17 protein-coding genes are annotated in these 25,214 nt (G+C 48.5%); 1 reads left to right on the forward strand and 16 read right to left on the reverse strand.

From position 1 onward, the window contains the following. Positions 1-6 precede the first annotated feature (6 nt). From NST47_RS36220 to NST47_RS36295, 16 genes are all read right to left on the reverse strand, one after another. A complete protein-coding gene (locus NST47_RS36220; RefSeq protein ID WP_341159429.1) occupies positions 7-2,115 on the reverse strand; it encodes a phage tail protein in 2,109 nt (702 codons plus the stop codon). 78 nt (positions 2,116-2,193) lie between these two features. Next, on the reverse strand, positions 2,194-4,434 hold the full coding sequence (locus tag NST47_RS36225) for a putative baseplate assembly protein (protein ID WP_341159430.1): 2,241 nt from the start codon (positions 4,432-4,434) through the stop codon (positions 2,194-2,196). A gap of 66 nt (positions 4,435-4,500) precedes the next feature. Further along, entirely contained in the window at positions 4,501-7,578 is a 3,078-nt protein-coding gene (locus tag NST47_RS36230) for a putative baseplate assembly protein (protein WP_341159431.1), read from the reverse strand. A gap of 60 nt (positions 7,579-7,638) precedes the next feature. Further along, a complete protein-coding gene (locus NST47_RS36235; RefSeq protein WP_076230398.1) occupies positions 7,639-8,040 on the reverse strand; it encodes a GPW/gp25 family protein in 402 nt (133 codons plus the stop codon). A gap of 29 nt (positions 8,041-8,069) precedes the next feature. Continuing rightward, positions 8,070-8,792, reverse strand: a complete 723-nt coding sequence (locus NST47_RS36240; RefSeq protein ID WP_341159827.1) for a phage baseplate assembly protein V — start codon at positions 8,790-8,792, stop codon at positions 8,070-8,072. Then, positions 8,792-9,886, reverse strand: coding sequence for a phage late control D family protein (locus NST47_RS36245; RefSeq protein WP_341159432.1), 1,095 nt, complete (start codon positions 9,884-9,886; stop codon positions 8,792-8,794). The genes NST47_RS36240 and NST47_RS36245 overlap by 1 nt, the downstream gene beginning before the upstream one ends. Positions 9,887-9,892: 6 nt before the next feature. Beyond that, positions 9,893-10,519: a CIS tube protein gene (locus NST47_RS36250; protein WP_341159433.1), complete on the reverse strand. Its 627-nt coding sequence runs from the start codon at positions 10,517-10,519 to the stop codon at positions 9,893-9,895. Positions 10,520-10,622: 103 nt separating this feature from the next. Continuing rightward, positions 10,623-16,652 carry a hypothetical protein gene (locus NST47_RS36255; RefSeq protein ID WP_341159434.1) on the reverse strand — a complete coding sequence of 2,010 codons (6,030 nt, stop codon included), beginning with the start codon at positions 16,650-16,652 and terminating at the stop codon, positions 10,623-10,625. An 18-nt stretch (positions 16,653-16,670) separates the two neighbouring features. Next, a complete protein-coding gene (locus NST47_RS36260) occupies positions 16,671-17,120 on the reverse strand; it encodes a phage tail protein (protein ID WP_341159435.1) in 450 nt (149 codons plus the stop codon). Positions 17,121-17,127: 7 nt separating this feature from the next. After that, positions 17,128-17,325, reverse strand: a complete 198-nt coding sequence (locus tag NST47_RS36265; RefSeq protein WP_076230403.1) for a DUF6760 family protein — start codon at positions 17,323-17,325, stop codon at positions 17,128-17,130. After that, positions 17,322-17,699, reverse strand: coding sequence for a phage tail assembly protein (locus NST47_RS36270; protein WP_240418012.1), 378 nt, complete (start codon positions 17,697-17,699; stop codon positions 17,322-17,324). Before NST47_RS36270 ends, NST47_RS36265 begins: the two co-directional genes overlap by 4 nt. A gap of 161 nt (positions 17,700-17,860) precedes the next feature. Next, complete coding sequence (locus NST47_RS36275) at positions 17,861-18,295, reverse strand: phage tail protein (protein ID WP_076230405.1); 435 nt, start codon at positions 18,293-18,295, stop codon at positions 17,861-17,863. Positions 18,296-18,357: 62 nt separating this feature from the next. Then, on the reverse strand, positions 18,358-20,112 hold the full coding sequence (locus NST47_RS36280) for a phage tail sheath family protein (protein ID WP_341159436.1): 1,755 nt from the start codon (positions 20,110-20,112) through the stop codon (positions 18,358-18,360). 133 nt (positions 20,113-20,245) lie between these two features. Next, complete coding sequence (locus NST47_RS36285) at positions 20,246-21,061, reverse strand: hypothetical protein (RefSeq protein ID WP_341159437.1); 816 nt, start codon at positions 21,059-21,061, stop codon at positions 20,246-20,248. A gap of 30 nt (positions 21,062-21,091) precedes the next feature. Continuing rightward, the gene (locus NST47_RS36290; protein ID WP_341159438.1) at positions 21,092-21,646 is read right to left on the reverse strand and encodes a DUF4255 domain-containing protein; all 555 of its coding nucleotides are present in this window, start codon (positions 21,644-21,646) and stop codon (positions 21,092-21,094) included. Between the two features lie 338 nt (positions 21,647-21,984). Further along, complete coding sequence (locus NST47_RS36295) at positions 21,985-24,261, reverse strand: ATP-binding protein (RefSeq protein ID WP_341159439.1); 2,277 nt, start codon at positions 24,259-24,261, stop codon at positions 21,985-21,987. A gap of 340 nt (positions 24,262-24,601) precedes the next feature. Between NST47_RS36295 and NST47_RS36300 the strand changes: the two genes are divergently transcribed. Further along, a complete protein-coding gene (locus tag NST47_RS36300; RefSeq protein WP_262683179.1) occupies positions 24,602-25,063 on the forward strand; it encodes a MarR family winged helix-turn-helix transcriptional regulator in 462 nt (153 codons plus the stop codon). The last annotated feature ends 151 nt before the right edge of the window (positions 25,064-25,214 follow it).

Consider the following 25,214-nt stretch of genomic DNA (forward strand, 5'->3'; position numbering starts at 1 on the left):
GTTTAATTATTCTAATTCGGAATCCAATCCGAGACGGGTATGAATGTCCATTCGCTTGTCACGTTCAAGATCAATCAGAACCGTATTGTAAGGCATCGATGATTTTTGATCCAGCGTCAGCAGCGTCGGTTCCGATAAAAAGGTGTTAATCCCCATATAGGAATGCATATCCATGTACATCCATGGCTGCAGCAGGGTGAGCTTGCCTTCGGTAAAAGCAGGCTTTTGATCATTGATGATCGATTCGATAATGAGCCGCTGTTTATCGGTTTGCACGCATTCCTGCGGCAGCATCACACAAAAGCAGTACGGATTATCGCCATATAGACGGGACAGCAGCTCACGCAGCTCCGATTTCTCCTGCATTTGCTGCATTTGAAAATATTCAATGATGTACGGCTCTGCCCCCGTGTAAATGTGCAGCATACGCAGCAGGCCCTGTCTGGTACCTCGCAGCTTGTAGAGCTCTGGTGCTTGCTTGATCAGCAGGCGCAGCTTCTCCTCGCCCCACGATTCATCCTCATGAACGGCCAGCCATGTACCCAGCCAGGTTAAATACTGCCCATGAACCGCGTTCGGATCGAAATATTTGGAGATGTGATCAATCTTCTCCTCCATATCCTGAAAGTACGATCCAAACAAGGCGAGAAACCGTTCCAAAAACCGGCTCTCATCCTGCTGCTCCTGATAAATCGAAGGCAAATAGGAAATCAGCGACTTACGTGGAAAATAGACGCGAAGTCTGGTTAAAACCGGCGTACGCCGCTCACTGCCAACGACTTCTAGCTTCAGCCACAAATAGCGCCCCGTGGCATTCATAAGCAACGCATCACGCGGATTTGTAATCGGCTCCGACCACAGATCCTTTGTTGCCTTCAGCTTATCTCTGAGCGGAATGACGGGGTCCTTCAAGTACGTACTGAGGTCGGTAAAATTACCATCCAACCATTCTTCATTGCGATCCGATGTGTAATAGTATAGCCGCACCTGTGTTTCATCGGGAATCAAGGCTTCCAGCTGTACACGGTGCCATTCCGTTTCCGTGGAACGTGTATCAAGTGCATGGGAGAAATAAATCCCTTCGGTTAAAGAGGTTTCCTCAAGCTCCATCGTTCTCGGCTGCAGCTCCAGTAGAGTGATTTCACCCGTGATCCCATCCAGCACATACATCCAGTCCCGTGGACCGAGCAGAAGCTTGTCCGTTCGACCACGAAATCCTGACACCTTGGCTTGAAATTCACCCTGCTGTCCATACTTCAGAATAAAACGCTCGTCCTCTTCATCCGGACTGACATAGCGGCTGTCGCCAATATATATATTATTATTCGTATCAATGGAAAGACCGGCAAATGTGCCCTTAGGAGCAATCGAGAATTGTGCAGACAGCGTCCCCTCCTCGTCAAAGGATACGACCAGCTTTCGCTCCGTATCGAACAAATACACAGCTCCTACAGCATTCACGGCGGTATAGTATCTTTTGAGTAAATCGGCGGCAGCCGTCGCCTGTTCAAGTCGGAGTGAATCGTGCTGATAGACACGAATAACGTCTCCCCCCGAGCTCCACTGCACAATACCCAGTCGCCCTCCCTCCGGCACTTCTTCATTTCCATTCATCCCAATAATCATATCCAGCGGGATCACGGTATACAGCCTTTTTTGTGAGTCGGACACAATAGCCAGCGGATACAATGGTTTACCCTGCCATTCCTGGGCAGCCCAGACCTGCTGGCTGTTCGAAACCGAATAAGCGGCAATACGTCGCTCGCTGTTCGGGTCCGCGACATAAAGCGTGTCTCTGCTTGCAGCCAACATAGCACTGGCCTTAAATAAATCATGCCCTTGGCGAAATAGCTGCTCCGTATATTGATTCTCCGCGTCGTACGACCATACCACTGCTCGCTCATCCATGACGAACAGCTTGCCATTCTGGCCCACAGCAAAATCAAGTGGATTCTGCGGACCATCCATTTCCTCAGGCTGGATCACCTTGTGGATGCCATATTTCTCGGTCTGGTGCAGCCCAAGCCCCCCGCTTACCATATGGAGATTGTAATAACGGCCTTTATCCCAATCCGATTGTTTATTCAATGAGAAAAATTGGTACGGGTCCTGCACGGCTTTCACCTCCTTCGTCAACAGCCTGCTGAATCCATAAAACGATAAGCATTGACATTTCATCAGTTAGACTCAAGGTTATACGTCAGCTTTACTGATCAGCTCTACCTGATGCTCACCAGAGGTTACCAACCCGTACGGAGGAATGAGGATGTCGCCGCTCGCATTTTTACGTGCCCCTGTCCCCTCAAAGTCGATCCACACGTCCTGTACATAAACTACACCCTTCAGACGGCTGATCGCTCCATAAATATCACCTTTATATACGGCCCTTCCAAACGTCCAGCCTGTTGATCCATCCGATCGGTCCAAGGGCTGCAGCAGCCCGTACAGCTCATGAAGAATCCGCCTCGGCTCCTCCTTCAATTGCGGTTCTACGACCACTACCGCATGCACCGTAATCTTAATATATTCGGCTGGTATCACATGCAGCTCAGTTGTCAGCAATCGATGCAATTCCAGATGTTTGCTTACTGTTCGCAGAAAACCAACGCCTGCCTTTGGCTGTGAGTTCTCGCTGTAAGGAACGACAACGACTGTCATTTGTGCTGCCGACTTGGATTGCTCCTGCTCCACCATGCCCGGCTTATAGAGGGGTATGGCTTTCACTCTTGCGACACGAAGCCCAGGTGTTGCCCGGGCAATAGCCTCATAATCCTCGGCTGTCACCGCACGGTACGGCGTATGCAGGTCTCTGCGCACGCGATGCTTGGCTTCCTCTACGGATTCGGCTTCAGTGCCACCCGAGGCGGGAGTGGGATTGGTTACTCTGATTCCCTGAAGCTCAGGATCATCCGTGACAAATTCGGAGATCAGTCCATCCTTGACGTTACCCCTTTCACCACCACCGGTTTGCAGTGATATGAGCCGTAGGTTGTCCTGCTCCGAATCGTGAGGAATCCAGCCTTCCTCATTGTTACCAAAGCGGAATACATAATTGGCTTCATCCCACACATAATGCCGGTCCTCTGAACCGGATTGGTCAAAGTCCTCAACACGTGTCCAATCCTCCCAGATAAAGCCGGATATCCCTGGCTCTCTCCGTCCGACCTGAAGCAGCAGGGAATCCTTCAAACACCGCTGCGCCCGTTTAACCTCAAATTCCTGCTGAGGAAGCCCGTTGCTGCCACCGATCCAACGGTCCAGCTCAAAATCGGGTACATAGGAGATGAGCCGAATCGTTTGTTTGCCCATGGGCGGAATGGCTCCGTGCTGGCCATCGCCAAAACGGATTTCGGTCGTTTTCAGCAGCGGATCACGGGAGAGCTCATAGCTGCAGTCATCGGGCCCACTGTTACGGATATCCGTAACAGCCTGCCAATCGCGCCAATCGCCTCCGGCTTCACGAACCTGTACGAGGTTCAATCCGTAATAGGGAAGATGGGCCACACGGCTGCATGTGATTCCGGCCTCACCTGAGCTATCGAATACTACCGCTTCGCTCCACGTAGTGCGCTGTACAGCTTCCACGGTATTAATATGAATCTGCTCGATCTTCGGCGCCAGCTCAAAGCCATCACTTTCCAGCGTGCAGCACAGCCAATACCGCCGCTTGTCATTAGCAGGATGCACAAGCATCGGTCTCATCGGCTTATCCAGATATAGCACAATCTGTCCTGTCTGTGACAAATGCATCGTAGTGTCGCGAAGCAGTTCAACCGGCAGCCATCCTTCGCCATCCTCAGAGCCTACATATTTCCACGAAACGCCTACCGAGGAAATCATCTCGGACATCCCATTGGCCGCTACCCCCACAGAGACAGGATAACCATCAAACAGCTTGAACGATATCGAAATCGGAATCCCTGTCGGGAGCTCACGGTCAAAACCAAGGTACAGCTTGCTTCCGCTTTTGGCATCCGGTCCGAAGGCATAATAAGAAATGCTTGCATGATCATTGGAAGAGGTATAATCGCTTGCCGCCACAGCCGTACGCACTATAATTTTATCCAGCGTCGAAGGGACCGCCTGCAGGGTTTCGACCGTTTCGAACAGTTGATCCATCGCGGCAAGCCTCGTACCCTTGGGCAGTACCTGACGCTCCTGCATCCCCGTAAAGGCCAGCTGTGCTCTTGCAGAAATCGATTCCTTGAGATGAATACCGAGCAGCTTGAGAAATTTACGCTCATTCTTCTCTGTAATCCGGTTCAAATAATACTGTTGGACCTCCGTCATCCAGGACATCAGCTCGATCAGGGTAATCCCCGGATCATGTGCATTTTCATCTGTCCATTGGGGAAATAGCTTGGGAATCGCCTTTCTGGCGTCCTGTACAATTTGATCGAAATAACGATCGTCCAAATTCGGTATGGGCAGCAATCGTTATACCTCCTTTCGTATCCAGTATTATCGATAAGTCCCTTGTGACTTGAACAACAAACCGTTTTAAAGCGCGGTTACAACTACCTTGTGCATACCGCTGATAATGATTCCATGCAAAAGAGAGGGCAGACTGTTAACGTCCAGTTCGGTACGAATATGATCTTCGATTTTGTATACCGACATATACAGCTTTTCGACATGGTTGATCGAATGAATCGATTTTAAAAGTGCATAAAACATCGAAAGATGGATATCCTGACCGATTTCCCAGCCTTTTCCATCATAGTTGCCCGCGAGCGGGTCCAGAAACTGCTGTAGCTTGGCTATCGCCGCAAGTTCTGTCGGTACAACGGCATCCATACCCTCAACAGCTACATATGCGGTTACGGATACCTCGATGAAGGCCGGCTGGATAACCTGAATGCGTTCAGGCAAAGCTACCATACTCGAAGCGCGCTGCAGCACATAACGTTCAACCTGGCGCTTGAGCTCAGGAAAGGCTGCAAGGCCCCCAACACCCTCTTGAGGCAGGATGACCAAAGTAATACAGCCGATTTCCTTCTCCACCCGCGCATTATAATTCGCCAGACAGGTAACCCGCGCAATGTTCGGATAAGCCTCCCGTGCCAGCCATTCGAAATCCTTGGCTGTTACCGCACGCCCCCGATGCTTGAGCTGCTGTGGTCCACGACGCATGGCTGATTCCTGCTTCTCCGCATCGCAGCCGCCAGCCGCTGCCTCCGGATTCATGGCTCCGCCTACAAAGGCAATCGAGTTTTGCAAGCTGGCAATCTGTCCCGCCCCAACATTGCCTTCTTTGCCGCGAGTCACCTTGTAAGTAACCTTTATTTGTTCCAGACCACCCTTGGGGGGTAATTTACCGTGAATCCCATCACCAAACCGGATTCGGCCAAAGGCCCGATCAATAGCGTAGTGGCGGTCCTCTCCACCAGAGTCACTCAGATGGGCTACTGGAAGCCATTTTACCCATAACCGGTAAATGTACCCGTCCGTATCGCGGATCACATCAAGCTCCAATGTGCCCTGCTCCAAATGCAGCCGCACCTCTTCCTCGGCCATCGAACCTGTCTCATCGACCCAGACCGTTTCCGCGACAACAGGAGTTCTGCTCAGTTGAAACTCGGATGCAAATTCACCTGCTCTTGGATCGGGGTATTCGTTATGTACGGTTTCCTGCTGAACGGCTGCTACCGTATTCACATACATCCCATTTACAACTGGTATCGCCACATTACCCGAGAAATCATCATATTTGTCGTCCCTGTTTACCGCACGAAGCCAATAGCCATCCTTACCAAACAAGGAGGTTCGTTGAAAATCGGCGGGACCTGCAAATTGCAAAGAACCCGTTCTTGTTAATCCGTTCGTATCATCAATCACCTTGAGCACTGACCATCCTGGGCCTTCCCCCGAATAACCAGCCCGCCAATACTCCCATTCGAGCAGTGGAATATCTTTTTCTGTCAGCTTTTGCGGCTGGACGGATACTAATATCGAGATGGGTCCTTTAACCGGAGGTACATCGAACGCAAGATGAAGGGCCGGGTGGTTGACCTCCATATGAAAAAAAGGCTGGAACGGCCCCGAATGTCCCTGGCTTTGCAAGGTTTGATCTATCATAACCGTGTGGTTAAGCGCAAGACAGCGGCGAAGCGGATACAATCGCTCCGGGTATGCGTAAGTTAGCTTAACCCCCTCCAACCACGGAGAAAGGTATATAGGAAGGGCCGAGTACAGATTTTCAATTTGCAAAATTCGCGCCCGAATCCAATGGTTCAGATGGGAATTAACAAAGGTTTCTTCCAGGTCCTGTGGACACCGGAACGATACCTGCTTGCGCTGCAGCTCTTCACCAGGTCGATAAAATAAGCTTTCAGCCTCTCGGCCAGCGTCCAGTCTGACCCAGGCACTCCCATTCCAATATTCCCAGATCACCTGAGCAATCGCAACGATTGGCGGGTTCGGTCTTTCAAAGCTGGATTTTTTCATGACAAGCTTCCAGTCCACAACCTGCTCCTGCTCCGTTTGAAACCGGTTAGGGATAACTTTAAGGGCAAACGTCATCGTAATCATGCCATCACGCTTGCTGAGCACTTCATCGCTGGATACGTAGAAGGTACCGTACGGAATGAACTGATCCCCAAACGGGTAAAAACCATCATCGGCATTCGCCTGAATATCATTATAGAACATCATATCCGGCGCAATCCCGCCCCGGGCCAGACTGTCCACATACTCCGTTTTCACGTGAATACGATCCAGCTCCAGCTGCTGATCGGCAAGCGAGGGTGTCTGACTGCTTCCCCGTTTCATCCGGCATTGAATATAACGTCCACTTCGGCCGGACAGTTCCTGCTGGGTCACTTCACCAAGCTGCATTTTATGTAAAATAACCCGATTTCCTTCTGATTCAACGCGGTCAAAGGATACCCAGCCGTTATCTGTAGGATACAACCATTCAGCTAACGAAGGGTCCGCCAGCCGCTGGCTTAGGCTCAGTTCCTCATGGGGTTTCGTTGAGTGAACGACCTCCAGCTCGATTCGGGCAGTTTCATGAAGTAGAAACATATCGCCATGCTCCAAATAAAGCACATGCTCCTGAAGATTGTTTGCATCCGGCAGCTGGAACAACGGACTTGGTGCCGCTAATCCGGCTTGCGCTGCAGCCACCCATGGCTCTGGTATTTGCAGGATGCTATCGTGCTTCTTGCTGGTCAGAAAAGCGGCGATGAGTACTGCAGGGGTGAGCAGCAGCAGCCGTTCCGTCTCAAATAAAATGTCACCTTCTGCACCAGAGGCTGCTACCTGCGTACCTGCTGGAATCAGCACGGGCTGCTGAACTCCCAAATTCAAGCGAAACGTCAGAAACGTGCTGGCTGGCCGTGCCGGAAGCAAAGACACATCAAACAGGTTCATGAAGGCAACGAGGTTTTTAAACGGCACCCGGTTCATTCGTTTAATATTTTCCTGAAACATATCGGCAAATATAAGAAATAGTGCACTACCCGGGTCCGGGTCCTCAGGCGAAAATCGCCATTCCGGTGTGTAATACGGAACCATTTCCTTCATCTGGGCTATCAGGTCCTGCTTATCACGCTGATCAATTTTGGGAGGCTGCATGCATCCACCCCCTCTCTGTCCGCTTTGTCATGATCGATGCTTCCACCTTTTCCCGCTTGTTTACTTCGAGCCTTCATGGATATAGAAAGGATACACCAGATTAAACAAATTATTAGTCGTACGCACTGTATATCGAATACCTATATTGACTCTACCTATGTCTCCATTATCCACAATAGCCTGAACCTCGATCTCATGCACACGGGGCTCCCAGTTCTGGATGCCTTCCCGAATACTGCTTTCGAGCAGTCGTAAGGTCGTAGCGTCCGTATTCCCAAATGCAAAGTTAATCACATCACAGCCAAAATCAGGTCGCATCGTGCGTTCTCCCAAAGAGGTTCCGAGGATAATCCGGATCGCTTCAGCGATATCCTGTTCATATTCCGACATCATGATACGACCAGTTGCCTTGTCCACCTGAATGGGAAATTTCCAGCCGCGTCCCAGAAATTGTTCGCTCATCGCTCTCACCCCTTTTTCCATCATCACTGCTAGTTGATTTTGACCAGACTGCCTTTAATATTAATGATTCCATCGGATTTGATATCCAGCGAAGCGCCTGCTTTCAAAGCCATCGTAGCGGATGCTTCTATGCTGACCTGCGTTGATTTGATATTAATCGCCTTGGTACTCTCGATTTTCACATCACCCTTCGCATTCAATGTAATGGTCGAGGTGCTGCTTTTAATCGTGATCTCGTTAGCCGAGCCGCCTTTGATCTGAATCGCATTATTGCCGCTTTGCTCCTTAATATCTATCGTGTCTGCCTTATCCGATAATTCGATGGTTTGACCTTTGTTCGTCTTGATCGTCACTTTACCGTCACTGTCATTATCATCAAAGGTCAGCACATGACCTGCACGTGATTTGAATTGACGAATATCGTTCTTATCATTGGCTTTGGGCGAAGGCTGCTTCGTACTCCACAGTACCCCGATCACGAATGGCTGGCGAATTTCGCCCAGATGGAAAGCGACCAATACCTCATCCCCCACTTCGGGAATAAACAGGCTTCCCCTGTCCTTACCTGCCATCAAAGTCGCTATACGAACCCAGTCGGTCTCCGTTTCCGTTTCCCGCAGCGGGAGCTGCAGCTTGACTCTGGCCAAGCCATCGGGATCTTTATTATCCGTCACAATTGCTACCATCACGCCATCAATCTTTGGAAAGACTGGCTCGGACATTCCACGGAAAGAAAAATCCGGGTAATTCATCACACCGCATTCCCCCCAACTTGAAATCGTGTTACATAGCCGGAATCATCAACAATATGCAGCGTTGAAATAATATAATAGGGCTGGCTCAGCTTGCTGCCGATTCCACTAAGCTTGATGTAGCGTCCTGCGCGTATTTCCGGAATACCGATGCATTCCCCGTGACCATTGATCAGCTTCATGGATCTTTTATTTAACAAGGCCTCGGCATGCGTCTTCGCTTCATCCTGGGAATCGATGTTGGTATACACATGCTCTTTATATGTACCCTGTGCTTTCAAAATGTCTTTGCCCGTCTTGGAATTGGAGCCAAGCTTCGTTACAGTTGTAGCTGTCGCTTCCACTACCTCCAGCTTTTTATTATCCCAGCCGCGCACCGTCACTTCCGTAATTTGATCGGCAAGATTCATATCAATCGACAGCGAACGCAGCATCGTGCCCCACTGCAATTCGACAACCGGTGTCATTTCGGTAAGCGGCTTGCGAAAGTACATCGTTTTCCCAACTACAAAAAAATCATAATGCACCAGATCGGCCAAATATTGAATGAAATGATAATCATCAATCTGATTCTGCGACACGGTACTATACATGGTCGTTGTATCGTCCACCTGTGTCTTAATGCCGTACGTACCGGCGATTTCCTTGGCAATATCACTATATTTTTTTTGGGTCCATGACTTCGATTTGGAGCCTTTCATCATCAGATACGACATATCCATACCGCGAACGAGCAGATTCGGTGTCGTGTCATCTGGAAAATCAGCCGTAACCGAGGTGATGTACCCTTGGAAAACCGTCGTGAGCTTATCCACGTATCCAAGCTTGATTTCTACTGCTTTGCCAAGCACAAATACATCGCTAAGCCATAAAAAATCACGTTGTTCCAAATCAAAAGCATTCGTAATCTGAAAAAAAAACGAATCTGCCGTCCCTTCCAGACTGCTTTCTACTTTTAGAATCGATATCGCAATCTCATCGGCTATTTTACTGCCATTTACCAAAATTTCGAAAGCCGGCGAAAAAAAATCGCGATATTTTTTTTCCAGCTGGTCCGTTGTGAACTCCCCATTATCCAGCTTAAGCTCTGCCATTGTTGATCACTCCAGCCTTGGAACAGTTATTCTGCGGCCCGGGTCCAGCTTCAGAGGGTTGTCAATGCCATTGGCCCGAGCAATTTCGCGCCATAGTCCCGGATCTTCATATTCGGAGGCGGCCATCAACCACAGCTGCTCCCCCTGCTTTAATAATTTCTGCTTGGTACGGTCTGCGGATTGACGGGGAATACCTTTGAGCTGTTCTTTTTTCGTCTGCCACGAATGAAAGGTCACTTTCAGCTTGGCACGCACCGGAATTCCCGTATCGAGGAACATTGTAAACTTCTGATTGACTGAGATGACGACTCCTTTAAAATCAATCGAGCCCCACACAAACCGGCATACCGGGGGCGCGTGCAAATCCTTGTCCACATTGAGCAGCTCGGAGATTTTACTGGTATAATTACGAACGTCAGTAGCCGCCTCCGAGGTATCAAAAAAGAATTCCATCGACAGGTTGCTTGTTTCTCCGGATACGAACTGACCGATTGGCATCGAAAGACCTGGAACCACTTGCCAAGAATACTTATTACTTAAATTGTGGTCGTATTCAGTTGGATTGAACATGACATCGATCTCTTCTTTACGTGTTCCTTTATCGACTAGAATCTTTGCTTTCGTAAGTGACAATGGTTTCCATCCCTTTCCTCGCATCCTGGTACCGTTCGCTTGGTTCGTGCAGAGCCTGCTTTATTCTAAACCCCGATGGGATACAGCCAGCATAACCTAGCGGTTACCTGCCACGCCGCTGACGTTCAAACCGCATCCGTTTCTCCAGCTCACGTGTTACCTTATCTACAATATGATTGACATCCAGCTGTGGAAGCTGCTTAATCAGCTCATTAATTTGTTCTTTTGTAAGTTCAAGCGGCTCTATGGACTGGATGGTTTCCGAGGATTCCTCGGATTCAGGCTGTCGTTGTCGTCTTAACAGCTCCAGTATAGGGGTATTCAGATCCTCAGACTGGCTCGATTCGGAAGTCGGCAGCTTATGCTCCAGTAGTGCACTCGGTTTGCCAAGCGCTGCCGATTGCTGCTGTGAATGTGTGAAAATATCCCCTGATGCTGCGCCCGTTCCAGGACTGCTTAATCTTGGCTGCCCTTGATGATCGGCCGTCTCCTCCCACTTATGTGGTCTTACCGAAGTAGGTGCTTGTGCCAAAGATCGCTGCTTGCCTTGGAATTGAATTGTCGCCCTCTGGTTATTGTCCGAAGCAATCCCTAGCTTGCTCTCTGAGCTTATAGGCTGCGAGGACTTGCTAAAGACGGCCTGCGGCCTGAATTGCGAAATGCGCTTCACAGATAGTTGAGGTCCGCTGTTCATATTCAGCATGGGTCTGTGAGCTTCTGTCCCCTGGTCAGGTTGATTTCTAATCCCGACCGTCCCTGACTTCCTTGGATTTGGGTCTGGTGCAGGAGGCGATACAGCTTTACGAAGCAGCCGTACTGCTGAAGGTTGTCCGGAGCCATCTGCGAAGGGGGTACTGCTACCACCTCGTTGTCTGACTAAGACAGGACGCCCCCTCCCCCCCTCGAAAACAGGCTTAACGCGATCCTGCTCTACTGCACCCGTCGGCCGGGCAGCTGCAGGATTGTGCATTCGCTGTTTGGCATGGTCTGCTATGCTTATGTCGCTGCGCACATCCTGCTGCCATTGAATCGTGCCTCTGGGGTTCATTGTGTCAGTTGTTGACACCTGTTCCCAATTGTCACTACGATTCGTGCTATCTGTAATGATCCGACTCTTATTCTGCAATCTACGCTGCACTGCGCTGGATAAACTGCTTGTGCGTTGAAACACTTGTGAGCCATGATCATCAGACTGTTCATTAGGTGCTCTGTGCAAAGCTGTTCTTTGAAAAATTGACCCCATAGAGCCTTTTAAATCAGGTCTAGTTAGGACTGAGCCTTGTAAGGAAGTTCCATGTAAGACAGGTCTGCTTAAGGCGGAACCTTGTATAACAGAGCCTTTTAATACAGGAGCTCCCTGACCTTGTAAGGTAGATCTGATGGGAGACATTTGCAAGCTTGATCCTTGATAGCCCGATGCAATAGCAATATGGTCTTTCTTACGAATACCCACTGGCTCGATCAATATCGGCGCTGCACCCATGCTTGAATGAATAGTGCTGAGGCTGCGAGTCTGGATATGCGTTATTCCCTTTAAAGGCAAAGCTTGCGAACGTCCGCTTATCGCAGATGTTACCCCTGAAACAGAATTGTTGTCTTGATGCGGTGCCATAGAACGTTTCCCTGCAAAATTGTCCAGCGATGGCTGCAAGGATTGCTGAGATGTATATATTGCTCTAGTGTGTTGTATAGGAACCGCGTTTGCTTTTGTTGATGCTGCTCTTAGTGCCAAGCTTGATGTTGTTCGTGCAGCATCTCGTGCTATATATGAACGTACAGCAGACTTATCCGATTTGTTTATATGAAAATCGCTTCTTGCCATACTCAATGCTTTCATGCTTCTGATTTCGTTGTTTGCTCTGCTTGCCAACCCCCGTTCACGTAATGGGGCTTGGTTAAAGGTTGAATTTCCTTTTGCAAACCGATTTCGCTGAATAGATGCTCCCGCTTTGCCGTTTACCAGCTTTGGCTTAATAACAGGAACAGGTAACATTCCCGATTCTGATGAAACAGGTGCTGGAATGGATTGCGTTGTTGGTTTTGTTATTGATTGAGCTAGAAATCGTGAAAGCGATCTTTGAATTAATGTTGATTGTGATGTTAATGTTGATTGTGATGTTAATGTTGATTGTGATGCTGCATGTAATACTTGTTGCAAGCTTGATCCTGATCGTGAACCCCCAGGAATCGCCATAAGCCCCGTCATCGTGCCCGGCATTACCCCAGCGTTCGGTTTAGAGGATCTACTGGCCGCATCTCCAGCTGCTGCAGTTTTTGTCTGCTTAATAATTGCAGGCCCTTCACCAGCAAAATGACCTGTATTTGATCGATCTGATCGATCTGATCGATCTGCAAGCCTCTGCATAAGCAAGCTATTTACTGATCTCTCTGTACGATGCAGTGATAAAGGTTCTTCTTTGGCTCGTGGACCTAGCCCTGATCTTAAAGCATACCCTATTCGCGATTCTAACTTAAACGGCTTAAACGGATCAGACTGGACCGGGCCTGATCCGGATGAAGGCTGCCAAGGCTCGATCCACTTTTTAGGAGCATTAATTCGGATTGCGGCGTCGTTACGCTTACCACGCACCTGATCGGTCTGATTGAACAATTCCGCCCTATCAGCCTTGTCGATTGAAGGGTTTACACTGTTCCTCTGAGCTAGCTTAGCAGTTTGTAAAGGCTCTCTAGACAGGTCATCCAGTTGCCTGAAATGCTGCAACGTAGCCGCAAGAATGAGCGGACTGGATGCCCTGACTTGAGCCGCTGTTCGATTGCGGGCTAATACCTGTGACGCAATATGTCGTTCTGTCACAGGCAGCTCACGCATGGTAGCGTGTCGATTCCCCAAAAGATAGGAAAAGCGTTCAGATAGATTCGGACTCCCGTTCTTCGCATTCCCACCACTTAGAGCATTTGAAGCACGATCTGTCAGTGCGTCCTCTTTATGATTGAATTCGCCCCATCTTGCAGCACTCGAAGCGGATTGAATCTCCGAAACCGAATTGAGCCTATGGTTTAATACTTGTCCTCTTTGACTTCGGTTGCCTGCCTTCATCTGCTCGGTCGTACTTCTGCTTTGTCTCTGTTGAATAAGCGGGTGGTCTACGCCGATCCACTGCCGCTCTCTTAAAGCAGTTATCACAGGAAGCTGTAGGGCTAATATGACATTGCTGGCGTTGAGGCTTGATATTTTACGTCTGGCTGTATCATTGAAGCCCGGCAGCGTATCCGGTCCACCTTCTCGATCTGCTGCTTGAGCCCTGGCCCTAAATGCAGTAGTCCTTGCCAAATTTTGAGAAGATGCAGCGTTATTTGTCAATGTTCCTGAATTCCGTTGTAGGCTGAGCCTATTATCCTGAACTGCGTTTGGTTGTCTCACATTTGTCTGCTTATAGCTTAGAGTATTCATTGGCTTTGCTGCAGTGTTATTTGCCAATGTTCCTGGAGTTCGGCGAATGCTGATTCCATTGTCCAGAGCTGTGTCTGGCTGTCTTACATTTGCTTGCGTATATCTTAAGGCATTTAACCGCTTGGTTACAGCATTATCTGCCAAAGCTCCTGAACTTCGTTGCAGGCTGATCCTGTTATCCTGGGCTGCGTATGGCTGTCTCACATTTGTCTGCTTATAGCTTAGAGCAGTCATTCGCTTTGCTGCAGCATTATCTGCCAATATATCTGAACTTCGTTGCAAGCTGAGCCTATTATCCTGGGCTGCATATGGCTGTCTCACTTTTGTCTGCGTATAGCTTAGAGCAGTCATTGGCTTATTTGTTAAGCGAGTCCTTACGCTCAGCTCAAGCCCATGAGTGTTGTCTAGAACAGTCGGCTTCCACCCCTTAAGCAGCATCAAGGATAGTGGCGGCAAGGGTGAAGCCTGGTAATCGGACCCGCGATTCTCGTTATCGAATTTACGAAAAATCGGTTGACGTTGTCCTGCTGTCCTGTCGAACGCTGATTCTTCATATAGGGTACCTGTCCGGTTATGCAAACCCCGAGTTGTCCGCTCCTGCCTAACGTAATTAGGAGATTGCTGCATGACTCGATTGGCCAAGTTAACCCTACGATAAGCATCACTTTGTTGTTTATGTGCAGGTTCATGCTCCTGTGGAGCTAGTATTTCTTCAGGTGTCTCTTGTCGTCGTTGAATCGATAGTGCTCGGTATGTTGCAATTGTGCCGACAGGAGGTCTGCTTGCACGACCGCCCCCTGCTTCTAACTGTGGAAGATTCCTTCCAGCAGCTTGGGAAGCAGCCAGCATGACCGGATACTGCCTATAGTGACCTGGAAGCCATGGATCTGACTGTTCAAATCGCAATCTACGATTTACGGATACAGGGTACAACGTGTTAGCTGTATGTGCAAGCTGGAAAGAAGATGTCTTCCTTTGGGTGAGTGGGCTGAGGGAATCCACACTTCCCTGATGACGTATGGATTCACCTCTCCATCTCTTCCCAGCATGATTATCATTTTTAATAAAGCTATTGTTACGACCATCACGGCTTAAGCTTTGGCTTTGGCTAGTACCTAAAACCTCCACCATGCGTCTTTGCTGGTTTACACGTGAAGATTGGCGCTGCATGTTCCCACTTTGCCTGGTCCGTGCTGGCAGCATTGCCTGTGGAATCATAGACAAGAGTGATTGTGAAGCATGCCTGCGACCAGGAGGAAGCAATCTTTTATGCTGCCGTTGAATCACGGCTGTTTGGATTTCTTTATCACTGCGTGCTTGATAGACTATCCGTCGACTCATGCTGGCAGAGCTCTGTTGATCAGGTGCTGCCTGCTGCCATTGCAGTTGCTTGTCTTTTGCTATATTGCTAGTCGTACCGTCCGTTTCACCCACATGGGTTCGCCAAACCATAGGATATGTGGCAGTGCTTGAAGAACGACGCTGCAAATAGCCTATTTGCTCATTCTGCGTAAGCATTCGAAGTGGTATTGAGCCTGAGTTCCATTCCTTATTGTGCACAAGCTGCCCAATACGCTGCGAAATTTGCATGCTTCGCTGCTTACTATTATCCGTCCCCCATCTTACAGCAGCCTGTTGTCTTGTGGTCAATTCCAAAGGATCGGCTGGAAGTGAAAGCTCTGAACCGTTCGCTGCTGACTCTTTAATAGGAACGATTGGAGTATGCTGCATCGCTTGCTGATTTTGAAGCTCAATTGTTTCGTTTGTTGCCGCATCAGGCTTTTGATTTACAGTCTGATTCTGTACGGCTTCTGTAATTTGCTGCTGATCCTGAGTAACATGCTCTTCCGGGACGCGTTCTTCCCGCTTATGCTCATACGCTAAAACCGACTTTTCATCCTGCAGTAGTTGCTGTTGTGCGGGTAATTGACCCAGTGATGCCAACTGCTTATTATCCTGAATTTGACCTGAAACCTTGTCCTGACTTGGCGGCAACGTTGGCGATTGTTCTGCAGCTTGAGTAGACTCCAGACGTTTGCCCTTCCTGTTGACCAATTCAGTATTGCTGTTCTTCGTTTGCTTCTCTGCCTGGCGACGAGTTCGAGCGTTCTGTTCAGCCTGTTGGGGCTGTTTTTTGCTGCTTTTTGTCGCTTTTGCATCCCTTGGCGTAAGTTTTTCACTCGTATCAGGCTTCAATCGAGCCGTTGGCATTTTGTCCGTCGCAGCAGTTGAGGTAGTGCTAGCCGCGGTTTGTTTTCTTTGTTCAGCCGGCTTGACACTGCTCTGCATGGCCTTCGGTGCTGCTCCAGAGGGTTTCATCTGGACCAAAGCCTGCTTGTTCCGATTTGTCCCCGCCATACCGCTGTAATAATGAATCAACCGCTCAAGCCGATGGACTGTTTCTGTACGAGTTACGATTTGCTTCGCTCCACTATGCTGGAGTGCCGCCAGTTGGGCCTTCAATTGTTCGACCATGTGCCGCCACTTCGCCGAACCGTCGTCCCTCTCTTCGTCGTCTGCCCCTGCCGTTTCGCGAAATACCAATGACAGACGTCCAAAATAATCCTGTCGCCAAAAACCGTATTTACCTATAATGTTGTCAGCAAAAAGTCGAGTAAGACGTGCCGAGCCGCTGCCGTCGTCCTGCTTACGCTGTGGAACGTTCAACCTGCCGAGCTTACCGGCTGTCGTATGGGGGATATGTGATTTTCGGGATTTCATGCCAGTCCCCCTACCCGATTATTTTTTGCTGAAAACCGTTTTTAAGCCGTTATGCACCAGTTCAATGGATTCAATAGCAACACTTGTACTCGTTGAGTTCATATCAGGACCGCTCCATTTCACAGGATAAGCCTCAAGAAAATTCCACCTGCAAATTTCGCTGCCTGAAATATGATTCAAAATAATCGAGCCGCTTTGGCGGACAATTTTACCTTTTAGAGCATCCGCGTACCAATCCCACAGATCGCTTGATTTCGTAATTCCCCGCTTGAGTACAATCCTCGGATTTTTTACGCCTTTGCGGAAATAATGGACATAATCATTCAAGCCGCCCTCTGAATAAGGAACCAGCTCGATCTCCGAATTGAGCCCTGTGACCTCCGTAAAACCGCCCACAAACAATCCATCCAGCTCGACCTCAAACCGCAGGGGTGCACTAATCTCATTTCTTCTAGAGGCCTCGCTCATCTGTTTTTCACCTCTTATTGAATACATCAAACGGATTATTATCCGGTTTATCATCATTCATATTGCGGTTGATTCTAGAAATTTCGTCACACCACTTCCTGCGCTCTCGATGCTCCATCAACATGATCTCATCGTGAGGCCAGTGGAAATAGTACGCGATGAAACCGGCCTCCTCGTAAATCTTGTCAATGGGGTAACCGACTATGCCTCCTCCATCCCGGCGATAAAAGACACATCCACATCAAATTCATGCTCACATTTCGGACAAATGGTATGAACCTTGGGCACTTCCATTTCATTGATTTCACGGTAAAAGTTTTGCAAAAAAGCCAAATCTGCAGTAAACATCTTCTCTACAACCCGAGTATCAATCGCTCTCAGATCGCCAAGCTTCGTAATAACGCGTGTCAATAAAATAATCGTGAGATAACCAGGGTTTTGTTGTACGCGTTGATCCCGCATCGGCAAAATTTCGTCAGCTGCCGTCGCAAGCCGCATAATTCCTCTTTTGTGCAGGGTACCGCTGTCATCCACATAACCTCGGGGTAGATCGAATTCGTATTCTGTCTTGAATGCCATTTGGGTTCCCTCCTAGGAGTTTTGCTTCGCAAAACTGTCTTCGTAAGCATAAGCTGAGCGTTCCTTTAGGAACGCTAACTTCGTAAGCATTAAGTTAAGAAAACAAGAGATGGGATCGGCGATACACGCCCTATCCCTCCTCTTGTTCCCTCATGTAATTGTTACGCCGTGCGTGTCATGCCTTCATGCGACAATTCCAAAAATTCAATTGCTACTTCAGAGCCTGTACCATTAAAGTTCGGAGCTGTGTACTTGGAAGGCCATGCCTCGATAACCTGCCAGGTTGCTACATCGCCGCCTTCTTCATCGATCGCAATAATCGTAACGGTTTTGCGTGCAACTTTACCTTCAATCGACTCCTGCATCCAATTATACATATCCATGGAGTCGGTAGTGCCCCACTTCAAGCTGATATTGCCGTATTTGGCCAATCCCGGAAGCTTGCGCGCCGTAATCGTTTCATTACCTTCACGATATTCCACTACAGCCAGAGACGCATCAAAACCTGATACTTCGCTAAATCCGGCTTGTTGAATACCTTCAACCTCTACTCTAAATCGAAAATTTCTATATGGATCTCTACGCTCGCCAGTCATAATTCACTTTTCCCCTTTCGTATGGTTCATGACAAGTTCCCTACTCAAAGTTTAGAGAAAAACTATTCTTCTCTTGTTTTCTGAGTTATCCGGAAGATGACGAATTCCGCCGGTTTTACAGGCGCAACTCCAATAATGCAAATCAGACGACCATTATCGATATCATCCTGCGTCATGGTTGAGCGACCAATGTTTACATAAAATGCTTCACTTGGACTGCCTCCCATAAGAGCTCCATCTCTCCATACGCGGGTAAGGAATGCTTCAATCGTACGCTGTACGCGAGCCCATAGCTGCTCATCATTCGGCTCGAACACAACCCAGTTTGTACCATTCTTAATCGACTCTTCGATAAAGATGAACAGCCTTCTTACGTTGACATATTTCCATAGGCCGTTTGACGTAGTTGTACGTGCACCCCATACACGAATACCTTGTCCCGGGAAAGCACGAATCAAGTTCACGCCCTGTGGATTCAAAATATCCTGTTCACCTTTATTATACTGGCAATCCAGACCTACGGCGCCACGCACAACTTCGTTAGCAGGTGCTTTTTGCACACCACGAGTTTGGTCGGAACGCGAGTAAATACCAGCCATCGATCCGGACGGCGGAATATAAATATTGCGTTTATCGAGCGGATCAAACACCTGCAGCCAAGGATTGTACATCGCTGCATAATTGCTGTCAAAAATATTGCGGTGCGTCATAACGTCCGCTACTTTGGTTTTTTCGCGTGGAACATCCAGAATCGCAAAACGGCTGCCGAGGTTTTCACAATGCGCTACAAGTGACAATTGGACATTAGGGTCCGTTACACCCGGGATTGACATAATGCTTACGACATCGTTATCGATGAAGGATTGGATTCCGGTTCTTTTGCCAGGTCCACGATCTTGACCCATGAAATCGGAAGCTGCCAGATTAGCCACAGAGCCATCACTGCCGCCTGCAAGCGAGATCAGGAACTTGCCTGTCTCCTCCAGCTCACCAGATAATGCTTCAAATGGAGCAGTCGCTCCAAGATCACCAAATTCTCTACTGATATCCTTAACGGAAATAATATTGGAGCGAACCAGGATTTTCTCAACATGGTTTGCAGCAGCTACATTCAATGACAACTTCTCGAATGATTCAGCCTCATCGCCATAAAATACATGAAGTGTGAACTCGCTTGTAGTCAGAACTTTCGCTGGCAGCAGGTTAACATCGATAACATCCGCTTCACCATCCAATACGCTTTCCAGTTCAATGATATTGTCGAGGGAGGAGACGACACGATTGTATTGCTTTTCACCTGCGTTCTCGAAAGCAACAACATCACCGACGTTAAAGCCGGCGTTATTCTTTACGCGATACTGCTTGGATTCCCCAGGCTCGCCAATAATGTCAAAGATTTGTGTCTTGGCCTTACTCGATGGTACCACGACAAGACGAATCTGGTTACCCCAAGCGCCCGGGTTTTTCGAGCTAATACTGAGTACCTTCGACTCTTTATTATCCCCGCCCTGATTGGTAGCAAGCTTCGCATCGGAAGGAGCTACCCGCATAACGTATGATCGTGATCCGCCATTGAGAAAAAAGTGCTCCACCGCGTAAGACAAGAAACGGTAGTCGCCAAAAGCATTTTCAGATAAATAACTTCCGAAATTACGGTGAAAATCGGCTACGCTGGTAATAAGCAGAGGGACGCCTTCGATCTCCCCTCTTTGTGCCAACCCAATGAAGCCTGCCGTGCTTGTACTTGCACCTTCCAGCGGCTGTGCGCCACTATCGAATTCTTCTACATAGACTCCCGGTGATAAATACTCAGCCATTATTCCCCGGTTTCATCGATCTGCACCGTCTCGCCCTTACAAGCCGAAATCGGTTCCTTTGCAGAATGAAACCAGTTCTCTCCTCTCTGCTTGTGGATTATAGAAGATGGATAAATCCGATCTGCTAACAATGTTAGGTAATGCCTTTTGAAGCTTTTGAAGGTGTTGCCGATGGATCCAAGCATAAGCTCCCAGCTAATGTCGTTCCGCCCTCCGCAAGGTTCACCTCCTTCAAAAGGGAGAGATCGCCATAGGTAATATTAAGTCTTAGATCGAATTGCTTGGCTCTACAGTTGGAAAAGGCAAGAACAGCCTCGCCTTGCTCGTCCGATCTGGATTTTACGACAGGCAGTAGCAGCGAGCCCCGACTGTAAGAGCCCTTTAATGGCTCGACCAAACGCACTTTACGCTGGTGCTCCAGCACAGCAGCAACGCAGCATAGCTCCTCATCAGCCTTCGCATTGCGTCCGCGAATAAGGAACCGATCGCCGATTCCGATTTTTCCGGTTACAGAACCCAGCATCAGCTCATTCTCTCCTCGTCCTGCATGGTCCTGGGCCAACCTAGCCCTCGACACCTCATCGGTCAGCGGGACAGCCAGCAGTGATGCACCCGAGCAAGGAGCTCCCCCGGCGTTCTTGACATTGACGCGAAGCAAGGTCGCTTTATCATGAAAGGGATAGGATGGACGAGGTGTGAGTGAGATATGAACCAACTGGTCCTTGGGACCTACCCTGATATCAACGTACTCTTCGAAATAATGCTGAACAAGCACCCGCAATCGGTATATACCTTCCTGCAGGTCGGTAAAAATGTAATAACCTTGTGCTTTAACAACAGGCTTAGCTAGCATCTCTTCCAAAGCGATCTTCGTATTGCTGCCAAGAGGGGGACCTAAGGTGAATGAGTCCAAGAGGCATACTGCTAATGAGACACGGGTTTTCATCATTGATATTCGAGTTGGCTCCATTCGGTCCTCCTACCCTTGAATCCGGAAGTCTCGCTCTGTAACCCGTTTCGTTGTTTTGATTCTTGTCGAATCGATATGTACTGGGCCAACTACGTACCCTATGGAAAGACGATAAGGAAGATCTGCAAAATTCCACATTCTCGTCAAAGCTTCACCTGTGAGCGTATCCATAACCACACGCACTTCCTCACCAGCCTCTGCCAAGGTACCTACAGCAGCAGGTCCGCGAAGCACAGAATTATCGTATAGCACCTGCATTGCCCTGCCCAAAATACGATGCTCATCCACGACTCTGGATTGAAGTTCCGCAGAAGAGTGGGCCGTGAGCAAATAATATAAATTGACAGTCATAGGAGGAAATTGGATAGAATCCGTCCCTCGTGCAACCATCCGGGTTTGGCGGTTATCACCGCTTTCAAGGATGTTGTACAAAAATAGTGAAAGGTAGAGATCACCCTTATCCGCAGGGGAAGCCAAGCCAATCAGCTCCGGCTGGGGAATAGGTTCTGGTGTCATATGTTCCCTGAGCAGCTTCAGTAAAGAGGCGCCAACATCGGCAATCACCGTATAATCGCCTATAGGAAATCACTCCTCACATTATATGTCAGCATTCGCCAGATCTCCTTGTAATAATAGAGAATTTCATGTCGGTTTAAGATCCTTTTTCTATTATAATTGTATTTCCATGGCTTGACTACCACTTCTCATGGTTCATTTGAACTATTTAATAACAATAATCCATCTATACCACTTTCAAATAATGGCAGAAATACTCGATAACCGTCATACATGCTTATCGTACCACGTAATGACGAAATTGAATTGTGAGAGATATCACAATTTTATCAAATCAAACAAGGCGCTTATCTCCAAGACCCTGAGATAAACGCCTCTATCGTTAATTAATACATATCAACATCATCTTTATTCCATATTTTTCCTGTCTTTTGCATTTCATATTTGACTGCCTGCAAAATATGTCTCATCCCAATAACAGTCCCCGCATCTGCGGCCATAAAGGCGGAGGATACGGCAATATTTTTAATATAACCGCCCGCTACCTGAAATTTGGAAGCCACATATTTGAAATCGACATCATCACCAATCGGCGCTTCCTTCGGAAACATTGATCGCCATATTTTCTCGCGGTGTTCCTCATCAGGAAAAGGAAACTTAATAATATAGCTGATCCTTCGAATAAAAGCTTCATCAATATTGTTCAACAGATTGGTGGCGAGTACCGTGATCCCTTCATATTCCTCCATCTTTTGCAGCAGATAGGCGGTCTCAATGTTAGCATACTTATCATGGGAATCCTTGACCTCGGAACGTTTGCCAAACAGCGCATCAGTCTCATCAAAGAACAGGATCGCGTTACTAAGACGGGCCTCTTCAAAAATTTCATGCAGATTTTTTTCCGTCTCACCGATATATTTGCTAATGACCTGAGATAAATCAATTTTATAGAGCTCCAGTTGAAGCTCATTGGCGACAACCTGGGCAGACATCGTCTTTCCCGTTCCCGGAGGGCCTGCGAACAGCATGCTTAGTCCCTTCCCATATGCAAGCTTACGCTCAAAGCCCCATCTGCTGTATACGATACTGCGGTATTTCATCTGATTGCAGGCTTGGCGAAGCTGCTCCTTTTGCTCAGTCGGTAAAATAATATCCTCCCACGCGTACTTGGGCTGAATCCGCACCGCTTTCTTGGCCAGGCGATGCTGCACCTGCATGAAGCATGCCTTGTATAATGCAGCCTCAACCACATCAATCCCAGAACGATTGTCCGAATGAGCTGTTTGTTCCGAACGTCCGCTGCCATTCCAGGCTGCAAAGCCTTGCGCCAGCATCAGCGCTCTGTTGATTTGTCCGGGTGTGAAACGGAATTTGCTGCCAAATACTGCCCAATCAACCTTATAATCGAGTCCGCAGTCCAAGGCGAAGCTTTCCCACAACTTATGCCGCTGTTCGTCGTCCGGTATCGGAATCTCGAGATCAATGACCAGCCGATCCTTCAGCGCGGAGGACAATCGTTGGTGCTTGTCTGCCAGTAGAAACAGCAGTCCATTATAGCTGTTCAAGCAGTGGTATACCGCCTCAAGACGCTGCCTTGACAGCAGGTCCGGTTCTTCGGGAAATAACACCTCCATATGGGTCAATCCGAGAATCGCCTGATGCAAGATCGCTTCCCTCAGCACCTCATCCAGCAGCAGATCAAAGGGCTTGTCCTGCAGCAGCATGGCGGACAGGTCCGCGAACAGCACAGGCTTGCCGAAGGACCGGCAGCAATGCTGTACCTGCAGCTTTTTCCCAGCGCCTGAGGGGCCCCATATATAAAAAGCAATCCGCTTGCGTTCCTTTTTGACCGGGGCATACATCTCCCTTACGAATAACTGCAGCTGATCCTGAAGCTCCAATCCGGTACGCAGCTGCGGCAATGGCATGTCCAGGGCATGACGCTGAGTAACACGGAACAGCTCCTCCTCAGAATGAAGCACCGTCTCGTCCAGCAAAAACCGGACCATCCGCCGATCCAGAAAGACGAGCTTCGAGAGCAAGGAACGGGTTGTCTGCTCCCCCGCTTCCTTATACAGCATATACTTGGCCAGTTTGCCGGATGGGGAAAGCGATAAACGGGCGGCACTCATTTCTTCCAGATCACGGCAAGCCAGCTGCAGCAGCAAGCTAATATTCGGGTGCTTGGCAGTCAGATCATCAATCAGGAAGCCAAAGATCCGTTCATACTTACGGTCCAATTCCACCGCTAACGCGATCATGATGCATTGACGCTCCCATGCCTGCATACCAAATATCCGTTCTATATAAGGAAGCGGCAGAAAGACGCCAGTTAATCCACTTTGCGCAAGTCTCCGATCCACCGCCTCTTCGGCCTCATGCAGCCGGTCCAGCAGCAGCTCAGCTTCCTGATCATACTCAGGCAGAGGGGCTGCAGCGTTAATCAAGCCCATAAATTCCTCTTCGGAAACAAACATGCCATTAAAAGGATCAGCCTGCCATTCCGTCATCCTTTTCTTCCTTCGTAAATACAACCACTGCAGCCTCAAATCCAATAATTGCAGCTCGTCAGCATAATGCTCCCAGCAGCTTGCATATCCTCTTTCGTCCCACAGCTTCTCTTGCTCAGTTGAGATAAGCTCCTCAAATCGTCCGTTGATCATAGCACTCCCCTAAATGTAACCATGTGGATTTCAAATCCTCATCTGTGATTGTCGCTTTATGATTTATCTTATCAAACATTGTCAGGGTTGACTACATGAAGACCCAGTCTCATCTAGTTGAAGCCGACGGCACGCCCAGCCCCTATCGTGCAATGATTAGACGCTCTTCGTACAGTTTGACGAAATTTCAATTTAACAGTAACTTGATTAACATATTAACAAAGCGCATGATATAGTAATCGTAAGCAGAGCAATAAACAAATGAACAAATCTTTGAGACGCTATAACAAGCCGCAGCGATAGCCGACATCATTAATAGTTCACGGAGGTGTTACCTACAATGGATTCCGGCCATGAAACCAAGACTAGTCAGACCGAGCGCTTTGAAACCGCCCTTTGGACGATCGTACGCAGGCTCGGACCTGAGCTCACTTCGCATACCAGTCTAAAGCTAACCGGACAGCAGTTCGTCATGCTGCATTTCATTTCCAAAACAGGCCCCTGTAAAGTGACCGATCTCGCCGGCAGAATGGAAGTTAAGCCAAGCGCCATTACCGTTATGATCGACCGATTGATCGCTCAGGGGGTCGTGCAGCGTCGTCATGACGATAAGGATCGCAGGGTCGTATTCATCGATATGACCGATCGTGGACATGAGGTTTTGGAGCAGCTTCAGCAGCTGCGCAGAGAAATTATCGGCAGCTATTTAAACGATCTGGATGCGGATAAGCTGACCGTATTTCTCGATATTTTCGAGCAAATTGCCGGCAAAATTCCGAAATCGGTTAACCCGTCACCCTAGCTAGCAGACGACTAAAAAAAGTGGAATGATTTGGACAAATCTGGATACAATAAAGTATGGACAGCTACCCCCCTGGCATGCTCCAAAACAAGTGAAATAAACAGTATTTGGTTGTGATGGTACTAAAATTATGGTATAATCAGAACATTCA

Source organism: Paenibacillus sp. FSL H8-0034 (assembly GCF_038000305.1).
Lineage (GTDB): Bacteria > Bacillota > Bacilli > Paenibacillales > NBRC-103111 > Paenibacillus_S.

Coding starts and splice junctions, on each gene's coding strand:
- NST47_RS36300 (WP_262683179.1), top strand. CDS start 24,602: ATGGATTCCGGCCATGAAACCAAGACTAGTCAGACCGAGCGCTTTGAA.
- NST47_RS36245 (WP_341159432.1), bottom strand. CDS start 9,886: ATGGCAGAGCTTAAGCTGGATAATGGGGAGTTCACAACGGACCAGCTG.
- NST47_RS36280 (WP_341159436.1), bottom strand. CDS start 20,112: ATGGCTGAGTATTTATCACCGGGAGTCTATGTAGAAGAATTCGATAGT.
- NST47_RS36230 (WP_341159431.1), bottom strand. CDS start 7,578: ATGCAGCCTCCCAAAATTGATCAGCGTGATAAGCAGGACCTGATAGCC.
- NST47_RS36235 (WP_076230398.1), bottom strand. CDS start 8,040: ATGAGCGAACAATTTCTGGGACGCGGCTGGAAATTTCCCATTCAGGTG.
- NST47_RS36275 (WP_076230405.1), bottom strand. CDS start 18,295: ATGACTGGCGAGCGTAGAGATCCATATAGAAATTTTCGATTTAGAGTA.
- NST47_RS36285 (WP_341159437.1), bottom strand. CDS start 21,061: ATGATGAAAACCCGTGTCTCATTAGCAGTATGCCTCTTGGACTCATTC.
- NST47_RS36255 (WP_341159434.1), bottom strand. CDS start 16,652: ATGAAATCCCGAAAATCACATATCCCCCATACGACAGCCGGTAAGCTC.
- NST47_RS36270 (WP_240418012.1), bottom strand. CDS start 17,699: ATGGCATTCAAGACAGAATACGAATTCGATCTACCCCGAGGTTATGTG.
- NST47_RS36260 (WP_341159435.1), bottom strand. CDS start 17,120: ATGAGCGAGGCCTCTAGAAGAAATGAGATTAGTGCACCCCTGCGGTTT.
- NST47_RS36295 (WP_341159439.1), bottom strand. CDS start 24,261: ATGATCAACGGACGATTTGAGGAGCTTATCTCAACTGAGCAAGAGAAG.
- NST47_RS36240 (WP_341159827.1), bottom strand. CDS start 8,792: ATGAATTACCCGGATTTTTCTTTCCGTGGAATGTCCGAGCCAGTCTTT.